The sequence below is a fragment of the Polaribacter sp. genome (genome assembly GCF_024639685.1).
Classification (GTDB): Bacteria; Bacteroidota; Bacteroidia; order Flavobacteriales; family Flavobacteriaceae; genus Polaribacter.
The window spans coordinates 129008-141719 of sequence record NZ_JAHEHX010000018.1; the positions used below are offsets into that span (position 1 = coordinate 129008).

General features: G+C 32.8%; 10 protein-coding genes, 1 tRNA gene and 1 pseudogene. 10 read left to right on the forward strand and 2 right to left on the reverse strand.

Annotated elements, in window-relative coordinates; translation table 11 throughout:
* The first annotated feature begins 41 nt into the window (after window positions 1–41).
* From Q0L44_RS05665 to Q0L44_RS05685, 5 genes and pseudogenes are all read left to right on the forward strand, one after another.
* Entirely contained in the window at window positions 42–497 is a 456-nt protein-coding gene (locus Q0L44_RS05665) for a MarR family transcriptional regulator (RefSeq protein ID WP_296636445.1), read from the forward strand.
* A gap of 16 nt (window positions 498–513) precedes the next feature.
* Window positions 514–2919 (forward strand): 3-hydroxyacyl-CoA dehydrogenase/enoyl-CoA hydratase family protein, encoded by a 2406-nt coding sequence (locus Q0L44_RS05670; protein ID WP_296636448.1) that lies wholly within the window; start codon window positions 514–516, stop codon window positions 2917–2919.
* A gap of 85 nt (window positions 2920–3004) precedes the next feature.
* Window positions 3005–4195, forward strand: coding sequence for an acetyl-CoA C-acyltransferase (locus Q0L44_RS05675; RefSeq protein ID WP_296636450.1), 1191 nt, complete (start codon window positions 3005–3007; stop codon window positions 4193–4195).
* A gap of 22 nt (window positions 4196–4217) precedes the next feature.
* Entirely contained in the window at window positions 4218–6026 is a 1809-nt protein-coding gene (locus Q0L44_RS05680; protein ID WP_296636454.1) for an acyl-CoA dehydrogenase family protein, read from the forward strand.
* A 208-nt stretch (window positions 6027–6234) separates the two neighbouring features.
* A pseudogene (locus Q0L44_RS05685) lies at window positions 6235–6680 on the forward strand (KTSC domain-containing protein).
* A 65-nt stretch (window positions 6681–6745) separates the two neighbouring features.
* Here the strand turns inward: Q0L44_RS05685 and trxB are convergent.
* Complete coding sequence (gene trxB / locus Q0L44_RS05690; protein ID WP_296636457.1) at window positions 6746–7693, reverse strand: thioredoxin-disulfide reductase; 948 nt, start codon at window positions 7691–7693, stop codon at window positions 6746–6748.
* A 116-nt stretch (window positions 7694–7809) separates the two neighbouring features.
* Entirely contained in the window at window positions 7810–8895 is a 1086-nt protein-coding gene (locus Q0L44_RS05695) for a PQQ-dependent sugar dehydrogenase (RefSeq protein WP_296636460.1), read from the reverse strand.
* A gap of 134 nt (window positions 8896–9029) precedes the next feature.
* Between Q0L44_RS05695 and Q0L44_RS05700 the strand changes: the two genes are divergently transcribed.
* The 5 genes from Q0L44_RS05700 (at window position 9030) to Q0L44_RS05720 (ending at window position 12712) form a co-directional block, all read left to right on the forward strand.
* A tRNA-Pro gene (locus Q0L44_RS05700) sits at window positions 9030–9104 on the forward strand.
* 129 nt (window positions 9105–9233) lie between these two features.
* The gene (locus Q0L44_RS05705; RefSeq protein ID WP_296636463.1) at window positions 9234–9860 is read left to right on the forward strand and encodes a flavin reductase; all 627 of its coding nucleotides are present in this window, start codon (window positions 9234–9236) and stop codon (window positions 9858–9860) included.
* Window positions 9861–9862: 2 nt separating this feature from the next.
* Complete coding sequence (locus Q0L44_RS05710) at window positions 9863–11287, forward strand: SDR family oxidoreductase (RefSeq protein WP_296636466.1); 1425 nt, start codon at window positions 9863–9865, stop codon at window positions 11285–11287.
* Window positions 11288–11291: 4 nt separating this feature from the next.
* Window positions 11292–11432 (forward strand): DUF2256 domain-containing protein, encoded by a 141-nt coding sequence (locus Q0L44_RS05715; RefSeq protein ID WP_296636469.1) that lies wholly within the window; start codon window positions 11292–11294, stop codon window positions 11430–11432.
* The gene (locus Q0L44_RS05720; protein ID WP_296636472.1) at window positions 11402–12712 is read left to right on the forward strand and encodes a DASH family cryptochrome; all 1311 of its coding nucleotides are present in this window, start codon (window positions 11402–11404) and stop codon (window positions 12710–12712) included. Before Q0L44_RS05715 ends, Q0L44_RS05720 begins: the two co-directional genes overlap by 31 nt.

Genomic DNA, 12712 nt, shown 5'->3' on the forward strand with positions numbered 1-12712 from the left:
ATACTATGCGTGCATAGTATATTTTTTATATCTTTGGTACTATGGATAAAAATAAATCTATAGATCATCAATTACGAGCAACTTGGCAAGCAGTTGCAAAAATGTATAATGAGCAAGCCACCAATTACAACAGTACTATGGCTACAGCTTTTGTGTTGCTTACAATAGACAAAGAAAATGGCACACCAAGTACAGCTTTAGGACCTTTAATGGGCATGGAACCTACGAGCCTTTCAAGGATTTTAAAATCTATGGAAGAAAAAGGAGCTATTTTTAGAGAAAAAAACCCAGAAGATGGTAGAAGTGTTATTATTAAACTAACAGATTATGGTTTAGAAATGCGCAAGTTTTCTAAAAGTCATGTCTATCAGTTTAATAATGTGGTAAGAGAACATGTAACTGAAAACGAATTGGAAGCATTCTTTAAAGTAATGGTAACCATAAACAAACTTATTGCCGAGAAAAAAATTTTTGAACCCGTACATCAAGACAACTAAAATTAAACTTATATAAATGAGAAGAAGAATTAAAAAAGTAGCTATTATCGGATCTGGTATTATGGGATCTGGTATTGCTTGTCACTTTGCAAATATTGGCGTAGAAGTTCTTTTATTGGATATTGTTCCAAGAGAATTAAATGATAAAGAAAAAGCAAAGGGACTTACATTAGAAGATAAAGCAGTTCGTAATCGTTTAGTAAATTATGCTTTAGCAGCTTCTTTAAAATCAAAACCATCACCTATTTATAGTCAAAAATTTGCGAGTAGAATTACTACTGGTACTATTGATGATGATCTGCACCTTATAAAAGATGTAGATTGGGTAATGGAAGTTGTTGTAGAAAGATTAGACATTAAAAAAGCTGTTTTTGAAAAAATTGAAGAACACAGAACTCCTGGTACTTTAATAACATCAAACACTTCTGGTATACCTATCAAATTTATGAACGAAGATAGAAGTGAAGATTTCAAGAAACATTTTGCTGTAACTCATTTCTTTAATCCACCAAGATATTTAAAACTTTTCGAAGTTGTTCCTGGGCCAAATTGCAAACAAGAAGTTACAGATTTCTTAATGATGTATGGTGATAAATTTTTAGGTAAAACTTCTGTTTTAGCAAAAGATACACCAGCATTTATTGGAAATAGAATTGGTATTTTCGGTATTATGAGTTTGTTCCATTTTGTAAAAGAAATGGACTTAACTATAGAAGAAGTAGACAAATTAACTGGCCCAGTGATTGGGCGTCCAAAATCTGCTACATTTAGAACCATTGATGTTGTTGGTTTAGACACTTTAGTACATACTGCAAACGGAGTTAAAGACAATTGTCCCGAAGATGAAATGAGAGCGCAGTTTGTAATTCCTGATTTTGTAAACCATATGATGGAAAACAAAATGTTAGGAAGCAAAACAAAGCAAGGTTTTTACAAAATGACAAAAGATGCCAATGGCAAAAAAAACATTTTATCATTGGACTTAAATACGTTAGAATATAGAGAAAAGAAAAAAGCAAAATTTGCAACTTTAGAATTAACAAAAACGATTGATAATGTTGCAGAGCGTTTTAAAATTTTAGTTGCCGGTAAAGACAAAGCTGGGGAATTTTATAGAAAGTCATTTGCAGCAATGTTTGGGTATGTACAAAATAGAATTCCTGAAATTTCTGACGAAATCTATAGAATAGATGACGGTTTAAGAGCAGGTTTTGGTTGGGAACATGGCCCTTTCCAAATTTGGGATGCTGTGGGTGTAGCCAAAGGTGTAGCAATTATGAAGGCAGAAGGTCATGAAGTTGCAGCTTGGGTAGAAGAAATGTTAGCAAATAATAACGATTCTTTCTACACTGTAAAAGATGGTGCAACATATTATTATGATGTAGTAACAAAAACACTAACTAAAAAACCAGGTCAAGATTCATTTATCATTTTAGATAATATTAGAAAATCAAACCAAGTTTGGAAAAACTCTGGTGCAGTAATTGAAGATTTAGGAGATGGAATTTTAAACTTAGAATTCCAATCTAAAATGAATACTATTGGTGGTGATGTTTTAGCAGCTATAAACAAAGCAATAGATTTAGCTGAAAAGAATCACCAAGGTTTAGTTGTTGGTAACCAAGCAGCAAACTTTTCTGTAGGTGCCAATATTGGTATGATTTTTATGATGGCTGCAGAACAAGAATATGATGAGCTAAACATGGCTATCAAATATTTTCAAGATACAATGATGCGTATGCGTTATTCTGCAATACCAACAATTTCTGCTCCTCATGGAATGGCTTTAGGTGGTGGTTGTGAAATTTCTTTACACGCAGATAAAGTAGTTGCAGCAGCAGAAACGTACATGGGTCTTGTAGAGTTTGGAGTTGGTGTAATTCCTGGTGGAGGTGGTTCTAAAGAAATGGCCTTAAGAGCTTCTGATAAGTTTGATAAAGGTGATGTTCAACTTAACGTTTTACAAGAACACTTTTTAACTATTGGTATGGCTAAAGTAGCCACTTCTGCTTATGAAGCTTTCGATTTAGGATTATTACAAAAAGGGAAAGATGTTGTTGTTGTAAATAAAGACAGACAAATAGCGCAAGCTAAAAAACACGCCCTTTTAATGGCTGAAGCTGGTTATACACAACCTGTAAAACGTAAAGATGTTTTAGTATTAGGTAAGCAAGCATTAGGGATGTTCTTAGTAGGAACAGATTCTATGGAAGCTAGTAACTACATTTCTGCTCACGATCAAAAAATAGCTAATAAATTAGCATATGTAATGGCTGGAGGAGATTTATCTGAACCAACCAAAGTATCAGAGCAATATTTATTAGACATTGAACGTGAAGCATTTTTAAGTTTATGTACAGAACGTAAAACTTTAGAAAGAATTCAGCACATGTTAAAAACAGGAAAACCCTTACGTAACTAGATAACAGAAAAAAGAGCCAAGAATAAAGACAAAAGATACTTTTCTAATTTCTCTTCTCTATTCTCTCTTTTCTTAAAATAAAAATATGAAAACAGCATATATAGTAAAAGCATATAGAACAGCAGTTGGTAAAGCACCAAAAGGATTGTTTAGATTTAAAAGAGCAGATGAATTAGCTGCAGAAACCATTCAATATATGATGAATGAACTGCCTGATTTTGATAAAAAAAGAATTGATGATGTAATTGTAGGTAATGCAATGCCCGAAGGTTCTCAAGGGTTAAACATGGCACGTTTAATCTCTTTAATGGGGTTAGATATTGTTGATGTTCCTGGAGTTACTGTAAACCGTTTTTGTTCATCAGGACTAGAAACAATTGGTATGGCTGTTGCAAAAATTCAATCTGGAATGGCAGATTGTATTATTGCAGGTGGTGCAGAAAGCATGAGTTCGGTGCCAATGACAGGTTTTAAACCAGAATTAAATTATGATACTGTGGCTTCTGGTCATGAAGAATATTATTGGGGAATGGGTAATACTGCAGAAGCAGTGGCTAATGAATTTAAGGTTTCTAGAGAAGACCAAGATGAGTTTGCTTTAAACTCTCATTTAAAAGCCTTGAAAGCTTTAGAAGAAAACAGATTCCAAGACCAAATTGTACCTATTGATGTAGAACAGACTTACGTTGATGCAAATGGTAAAAAAGCTACTAAAAAGTACACCGTAAATAAAGACGAAGGACCAAGAAAAGGTTCTAACCTTGCAGGTTTAACAAGATTACGTCCTGTATTTGCTGCAAATGGTAGTGTAACCGCTGGTAATTCATCTCAAATGAGTGATGGTGCTGCTTTTGCAATGGTTATGAGTGAGGATATGGTTAAGGAATTAAGCCTAGAACCAATTGCAAGAATGGTAAGTTATACTGCTGCTGGTGTACCTCCAAGAATTATGGGTATTGGTCCAGTTGCTGCAATTCCAAAAGCATTAAAACAAGCAGGTTTAAATCAAAACGATGTAGGTTTAATTGAGTTGAATGAAGCGTTTGCTTCTCAATCTTTAGCTGTAATTCGTGAATTAGGCTTAAATCCAGATATCATCAATGTAAATGGTGGTGCAATTGCTTTAGGTCATCCATTAGGTTGTACAGGTGCTAAATTATCTGTTCAATTATTTGATGAAATGCGTAAAAGAGAAATGAATAACAAATACGGAATGGTAACCATGTGTGTTGGAACAGGACAAGGTGCTGCTGGTATTTTTGAATTTTTAAACTAAACTCCCCAAAAAATATAATATTATGGAAACAACAAATAAAGAAATTTTAAGAGGAGGACAATTCCTTGTAAAAGAATCAAAGTGCGAAGACATTTTTACTCCAGAAGATTTTTCTGAAGAGCAAGTAATGATGAAAGATGCTGTAAGAGAATTTACAGACAGAGAAATTGTAGCAAATAGAGATCGTTTTGAAGCTAAAGACTATGCTTTAACAGAAGAAGTAATGAAAAAAGCTGGTGAACTTGGCTTTTTAGGGGTAGCCGTTCCTGAAGAATATGGAGGAATGGGTATGGGCTTTGTATCAACAATGATTACTTGTGAGTACATTTCTAGTGGAAATGGCTCATTTAGTACAGCTTTTGGTGCGCATACAGGAATTGGTACTATGCCAATTACCTTATATGGTACAGAAGAACAGAAACAAAAATATGTGCCAAAATTAGCTACTGGTGAATGGATGGGTGCCTATTGTTTAACGGAACCAGGTGCTGGTTCTGATGCTAACTCTGGTAAAACTACTGCAAATTTAACAGAAGATAGAAAATCATATAAAATTAACGGACAAAAAATGTGGATCTCAAATGCAGGCTTCTGTAATTTGATGATTGTTTTTGCACGTATTGAAAATGATAAAAACATTACAGGTTTCATCGTTGAATATGATGCTGCAAATCCGAATGGAATTACCTTAGGAGAAGAAGAACATAAATTAGGTATTAGAGCAAGTTCTACAAGACAAGTATTTTTTAACGATACTGTAGTCCCTGCAGAAAATATGTTATCTGTTAGAGGTGGTGGATTTAAAATTGCAGTAAATGCTTTAAATGTTGGTCGTATTAAATTAGCTGCTGCTTGTATAGATTCTCAAAGAAGAGTGTTAACAACCGCATTACAATATGCTAACGAAAGAAAACAATTTAAAACTCCTATTGCAGATTTTGGTGCCATTAAAGCAAAATTAGCAGAAATGGCTACTAATTGTTATGCAGGTGAATCTGCAAGCTATAGAGCTGCTAAAGATATTGAAGACAGAATTGAAATGAGAATGGCTTCAGGTAACCCTCATCAAGAAGCAGAATTAAAAGGTGTAGAAGAATATGCAATTGAATGCTCTATTCTTAAAGTAACCGTTTCTGAAGATGTACAAGCTTGTGCAGACGAAGGAATTCAAATTTTTGGAGGAATGGGATTCTCTGAAGAAACACCTATGGAAGCTGCTTGGAGAGATGCTAGAATATCTCGTATTTACGAAGGTACTAATGAAATTAACCGAATGTTATCTGTAGGGATGCTGATAAAAAAAGCAATGAAAGGGCATGTAGATTTATTAGGCCCAGCAACAGCAGTAGCAGATGAATTAATGGGAATACCTTCTTTTGATACACCAGATTATTCTGAGTTGTTTGCAGAAGAAAAAGAGATGATTGCCAAATTAAAGAAGGTGTTTTTAATGGTTGCAGGTGCTGCAATTCAAAAATACGGACCAGATTTAGAACAACATCAACAACTATTATTAGCTGCTGCAGAAATTTTAAATGAAGTGTATATGGCAGAATCTACTTTACTACGTGCAGAGAAAAATGCAAAACGTTTTGGAGAAGATGCTCAAAAAGGTCAAATAGCCATGGCTAAATTATACTTGTATAATGCTGTAGAAATTATTGCAAAAAATGGTAGAGAAGGTATTATTTCTTTTGCTGAAGGTGATGAACAACGTATGCTATTAATGGGATTAAAGCGTTTTACGAAATACACAAATTACCCAAATGTAGTTGCTTTACGTAACCAAATTGCGGATACTATGAAAGCTGAAAACAAATACTGCTTTTAAATACATATAACGTTATATTCTAAATACCAAAGACCATTTTTTTTAAAAAATGGTCTTTCTTCTTTGTAGAAAAATCGCATCAGCTAAGAAAAAATAAATTTTGTTCCATACTATTATCATCTTAAAAAATAGAAAACCTAAATTGTACTTTTTTTATACTTTACTCTACTAATTATGAATACTTTTGTGCAAAATAGTAATTCAACATATGAAACGTATTAAAGAATACAAGAAGCTTTTTGGCGTAGAAGACGCTATAGAATTAAAGCTTTAAAGAGTACTTATAGAAACTTAGTAAAAGAATGGCACCCAGATAAGTTTACAGATGTAAGTAAAAAAGCAGAAGCAGAAATAATAAGTACTAAAATCATTGATGGATATCATTTTTTAGTAAGTATCGCACCTGAAACTAAAGAGGCAAATTTAGAGGCATATAAAACAACAATAACAGATTTTCAAGTTGCAGATTGGCATCACAAAAGTATGTTACTAGAGGTTACTTTTACAGATGGTAATACCTATGAATATTTTGGTGTTAGTAAAATTTTATTCGGAAAATTCATCAACGCAAAGTCAATTAACAAATTTGGTAAGCGAAATATTTTCAATAAATTTTTATATCGAAAATCAAAAAAAGCAAGTGCTATGGCATAATCTTCAAAGAAAAAAAGAAAAGGCCTTTAAAAAATAAAGACCTCCTTTTTTTTAATTAAAATACATTATTCTATAGCACCTAAATAACGTTCTGCGTCTAAGGCAGCCATACAACCAGTACCTGCAGCTGTTACAGCTTGTCTGTATTCCTTATCTTGTATGTCGCCTGCTGCAAAAACACCTGGCATATTTGTTTTTGTAGTTTTACCTTCAGTAATTAGATATCCTGTTTCATCCATGTCTAAGAGACCTTTAAACAAGTTAGAGTTTGGCGTATGACCAATAGCAATAAAAATACCTGTTACCGAAATTTCTGTAGTTTTTTTTGTTTGATTGTTAATAGCGGTAACTCCAGAAACCACGTTATCTCCCAATACCTCCTCTACTTCTGTATTGTATAAAACTTCTATATTTTCGGTTTTATCAACTCTATGTTGCATTGCTTTAGAAGCTCTCATATGGTCTTTACGCACCAATAAATATACTTTAGAACAAATATTTGCAAGATACGTAGCTTCTTCAGCAGCAGTATCTCCACCACCCACTACTACTACTTCTTGCCCTTTATAAAAAAAACCATCACAGGTAGCACAAGCAGAAACACCACCGCCAATAAGGCGTTGTTCGCTTTCTATACCTAAATATTTCGCAGTAGCACCAGTAGATATTATTATCGTATTTGCCTCTATCTCTTTATTTTCATCAACAATTACTTTATGAACACCTCCAACCTCATCACTCAAAGTAACAGCTGTAACCATTCCGAAACGAACATCTGTACCAAATCTTTCTGCTTGATGTTTTAAATCCATCATCATTGCAGTTCCGTCTGTACCATCTTTATAACCAGGAAAATTATCTACTTCTGTGGTTGTAGTCAACTGTCCACCCATTTGCATACCTGTATACATTACAGGTTTCATATCTGCTCTGGCTGCATATATAGCTGCAGTATACCCTGCAGGACCAGATCCTATTATTAAACATTTTATTTTTTCTGTAGCTTCTGACATAATTCAATTATCTTTTAAAAAAAGTAAAAATATAGTTTTTTAAAACTTCTTTTAAGCATTGTTTATAAGTTTTAATAATGAAAAAATAGACGATTAAAATGACTTTATAAATTCTATTACAATGTAGGCAAGAGTTTAATTATTCCTAATCTTTCTACCCCTACATAGATAAAACCATCTTTACCTTGCACTATAGATCTTACCCTACCAATATCTTTCAAAAGTTTTACCTCTTTATAAACCTGATTCTTTTTTATAATACACCTGCTTAAATATTGAAACTTAAGTGAACCAACCAATAAGTTCCCTTTCCAGTTTCCATAAACATCACTATTAATAAAAGCCATACCACTTGGCGCTATTGAGGGTGTCCAATAATGAATAGGGCTTTCCATTCCCTCCATATAGGTTTTATCTGTAAATTTTGTACCACTATAATTTACCCCATAACTTACTTTGGGCCATCCATAGTTTTTGCCCTTTTTAATAATATTAATTTCATCACCTCCTTTGGGACCATGCTCATGAGACCAAATTTCATCTGTAAATGGATTGACTACCATTCCTTGAGGATTTCTGTGTCCATAACTGTAAACGGCTTTCTTTGCTGTGTTTGAAGACGCAAACGGGTTATCTTTAGGAACGGATCCATCATCATTTAAACGATATATTTTTCCTCCATCTCTATTTATGTCTTGAGGATTAACATCTCGATCCCCTCTATCTCCTACACTAAAATAAACACAATTTTCTGAGTCAAAAACAATTCTAGAGCCAAAATGCTGACCTTTTGTTGTATTTGGTGTTGCTTTATAAAGCACTTCTTGACTTACTAAACTGTTATCTTTAAGCTTGGCACGCATTAAAGTTGTATTCCCTCCTCTTCCACTTCCAATACCCGAAGCATAAGTAAAATATATCCATCCATTATTTTTATAATTAGGATGCAATTCTATGTCTAACAAACCTCCTTGACCTCTTAAATAGATTTTGGGTGTATTTTTTATTTCGGTTTTAACTCCATTTTTAAAATGAATAATCTTTCCAGACTTTTCATTTATCATCATAGCATTATCTGGTAAGAATACAAAACCCCAAGGATTATCTAAATTAGGCACTATAAGCTCGTAGCTTTGTTGTTGAGCATTCACTATAAAGTTAGAAACAAATAAGAAAATAAGGCAGGAAGTTATCTTATACATAGACATAAAATCTTTAATTTTAATTACAATATATAAATATTATTCTATATTTGCAGTCCTTGAATTGATGACTATTATCGAGGTGTAGACTCTCGACGTTTCTCGAGATAAACTATACTACGATTTTACACTTTCGGGGTGTAGCGTAGCCCGGTCATCGCGCCTCGTTTGGGACGAGGAGGTCGCAGGTTCGAATCCTGCCACCCCGACTAAAGCCTTTAGAAAATTTCTAAAGGCTTTTTTTATTTCTTTTAAAAATTTAACTTTTATTTTTGTTTAACATAAATAATAATACCTTAAACAATTTGTATCTTTGTTTTAATCACCAAAACAAAAAGATGCAATTTTTCAATCAAGAAGACATTTATAACCTCAATAAAATCTACAGAATCAACTTAATTAATAGTTGTTCTGGATTTAAATCAGCAAACTTATTAGGTACCATATCAGAGGAAGGCATCACAAATGTTGCTGTTTTTAGCTCTGTAACACATTTAGGCTCTAGCCCTCCTACATTAGGTTTTATTCTAAGACCAACTACTGTGCCTAGAAATACCCACAAAAACCTTAAAGATTTGGGCCATTTTACAATTAATCATATTTGGGAGGCTATAATTGAAGATGCACACCATACCTCTGCTAAATATGCAGACGAAATTTCTGAGTTTGACATGACCAATCTTGAACCTGAGTTTAAAGGTGCACATAAAGCACCTTTTGTAAAGGATGTCCCTGTACAAATGAGTATGAAATTTATTGAAGAAATATATGTACCTTCTAACGATGTAATGCTTATTGTAGCTCAAATTGAAGAACTTTACGTAAAAGATGAATTATTAGAAAATGATGGTTTAATAAACCTTTCTAAAGGGAATGTTGCTACTATTAACGGATTAGACACCTATGCAATACCAAAGTTTAAGAAGCAATTATCTTATCAAAAACCAAAAGAGATTAAAAAATAAGAATGAAAATTTTAGTAACAGGTGCAACTGGTTATATTGGCAAACGTCTAATTCCTTTATTATTAAATGATGGACATACCATTATTTGCCCTGTTAGAGATAAAATTAGAGCTGAAAGCTATTACAAACATCAAAAAAACATTCAGCTAATTGAGGCCGATTTTCTAAAAAACACAAGTTTAGAGGTCATTCCAAAAGATATAGACGTGGTTTATTATCTAGTTCACTCCATGTCTAATTCTGCAAAAGAATTTCACATTTTAGAAGAAAAATGTGCAATAAATTTTAAACAGTTTGCAGAGAGTACGCCTTTAAAACAGGTTATCTATTTAAGCGGAATCACCAATGATACTAAACTATCTAAGCATCTATTATCTAGAAAAAATGTAGAAAACACATTAAAATCAAACCATTACGCGCTTACCACTTTTAAAGCTGGTATAATTGTAGGCTCTGGTAGTTCATCATTCGAAATCATTAGAGATTTAGTTGAAAAGCTGCCCATTATGGTAGCCCCAAAATGGTTAAATACCAAAACACAACCGCTATCTATAAGAGATGTATTGTCTTTTTTACATAAGGCTCTTGGAAAAAAGGAGTTATATAATACATCCTATGATATTTTTGGTCCAGAAGTGCTTACTTATAAAACAATGCTATTACAATTTGCAAAAGCAAGGAAGCTAAAGCGAAGTATTATTACTGTTCCTGTAATGACGCCAAAATTATCTTCTTACTGGTTGTATTTTGTAACCTCTACCTCTTACAAATTAGCAAGTTCTTTAGTAAATTCAATGGGTGTTGAAGTAATTGGGGAAAAAAGTAACATTAACCAACTTTTAGACATTAAACCCATGTCATATAAAAAGGCAGTAAAACTTGCTTTTAGAAAAATTGAGCAAAACAGCATTATTTCTAGTTGGAAAGATTCCTATATCAGCAGTGGAAAACTAAAAAAATATGTTCACGAATTTATAAATGTCCCAGAATTTGGGTGTTTTAAAGATTTTAAATCTAAAAAAATAAGAAACTTAGAAAAGACGAAAGATAAAATTTGGTCCATTGGCGGAGAAACTGGCTGGTATTATGGAACCATTTTATGGAAATTAAGAGGTTTTATCGATCAATTTTTTGGAGGTACAGGTTTGCGAAGAGGCAGAAGACACCCAACTGAATTAAACTTAGGAGATGCATTGGATTTTTGGAGAGTTATTTATGCTGATAAAGAAAAAGGAAAACTATTATTATATGCCGAAATGATTTTACCAGGTGAAGCTTGGTTAGAATTTAAAATTAAAGAGGGAGTACTACACCAAACAGCTACATTTAGACCACATGGAATTGCTGGTAGGCTGTATTGGTATGCTGTAGTACCCTTTCATTGGTTTATTTTTAATGGAATGATTCGTAAAATAAGTAAACCATAATCTTTTGAAAAAACAACACTTACCCACAAAGAACTGTCCTGTATGCAACAGACCATTTACTTGGCGAAAAAAATGGGAAAAAAACTGGGATAACGTAAAATATTGTAGCGAAAAATGCAGAAGAAACAAAACACAGCAGGCTTAATTTGGTTTCGTAATAATTTACGAACACAAGACAACAAATCAATTCAAAAAGCAATTGAAAACCATAGTAGGGTAATTGCTGTCTATTTTTTTGATCCAAAATACTTTAAAAAAAACTCATTTGGATTTGAAAAAACAGGGAAATACAGAGCCCAATTTTTAATTGAAACAATAACAGACTTAAAAACGCAACTTCATAATTTAAATATAACACTACTCACTTACTTTGATGCTCCTGAAAATGGACTTTCAAAAGTTGTTGATGAATTAAACATTCAAACCATATACACACAGAAAGAATGGACAAAAGAGGAAGTTAACACCAACAACTTGATTAAATCAACTCTTGATAAATCTATAGCTATTTTAGAAGACTATGATCAATTTCTGTATCACCCAGAAACTGTATCTAAAAACTTTAGCAACATACCAGATGTATTTACGCAATTTAGAAAAAAACTAGAAAAATACGTTAGCATTAAGGATGAGATTAAGATTGATAAACTTCCTGAAAGCAATCTAACCTCTAACAGCACTAAAATACCAACACTTCAAGAATTAGGTCTTAACGATTTCACACAGCATTCAAAAACTGCTTTTCCATTTAAAGGAGGAGAATCTGCTGCTTTAAAAAGGCTCAACTATTATTTATTTGAAAGTAAAAAGGTTGGCTTTTACAAGAAAACTAGAAATGGTTTAGTTGGCTTAGATTATTCTACAAAATTTTCTCCATGGCTTGCCAATGGAAGTTTATCTGCAAGAACCATTTATCATCAAATAAAGAAATACGAAGCCGAATTTGGATCAAATCAATCTACCTATTGGGTGATTTTTGAACTGATTTGGAGAGATTATTTCAAATACATATCCTTAAAATACGATGCTAAAATATTTAAAATAGGTGGTATTTTAGAAAGAGAGTATCACTGGAATACAGATAAAGATATAATACAAGATTGGATAAATGGAAATACAAAAGATGATTTTGTAAACGCAAATATGATTGAACTTAAGGAAACTGGGTGGATTAGTAATAGAGGAAGACAAAATGTAGCCTCTTACTTTGCAAAAGAGCTTTTGTTAGATTGGAGAATTGGTGCTGCCTACTTTGAATCGCTTTTATTAGATTACGACGTGCATAGCAATTATGGAAACTGGATGTATGTTGCTGGAGTCGGTAACGATCCTAGAGACCGAAAATTCAACACCCAATTACAAGCAGAAAGGTATGATACAAACCATAAATTTAGAAAACTATGGTTAGAAAAAACTTTATTTTAA

What these genes read in the sequence shown, in the direction of transcription:
- Q0L44_RS05665 (WP_296636445.1), top strand. Translation starts at nt 42, where the DNA reads ATGGATAAAAATAAATCTATAGATCATCAATTACGAGCAACTTGGCAA.
- Q0L44_RS05670 (WP_296636448.1), top strand. Translation starts at nt 514, where the DNA reads ATGAGAAGAAGAATTAAAAAAGTAGCTATTATCGGATCTGGTATTATG.
- Q0L44_RS05675 (WP_296636450.1), top strand. Translation starts at nt 3,005, where the DNA reads ATGAAAACAGCATATATAGTAAAAGCATATAGAACAGCAGTTGGTAAA.
- Q0L44_RS05680 (WP_296636454.1), top strand. Translation starts at nt 4,218, where the DNA reads ATGGAAACAACAAATAAAGAAATTTTAAGAGGAGGACAATTCCTTGTA.
- trxB (WP_296636457.1), bottom strand. Translation starts at nt 7,693, where the DNA reads ATGTCAGAAGCTACAGAAAAAATAAAATGTTTAATAATAGGATCTGGT.
- Q0L44_RS05695 (WP_296636460.1), bottom strand. Translation starts at nt 8,895, where the DNA reads ATGTATAAGATAACTTCCTGCCTTATTTTCTTATTTGTTTCTAACTTT.
- Q0L44_RS05705 (WP_296636463.1), top strand. Translation starts at nt 9,234, where the DNA reads ATGCAATTTTTCAATCAAGAAGACATTTATAACCTCAATAAAATCTAC.
- Q0L44_RS05710 (WP_296636466.1), top strand. Translation starts at nt 9,863, where the DNA reads ATGAAAATTTTAGTAACAGGTGCAACTGGTTATATTGGCAAACGTCTA.
- Q0L44_RS05720 (WP_296636472.1), top strand. Translation starts at nt 11,402, where the DNA reads ATGCAGAAGAAACAAAACACAGCAGGCTTAATTTGGTTTCGTAATAAT.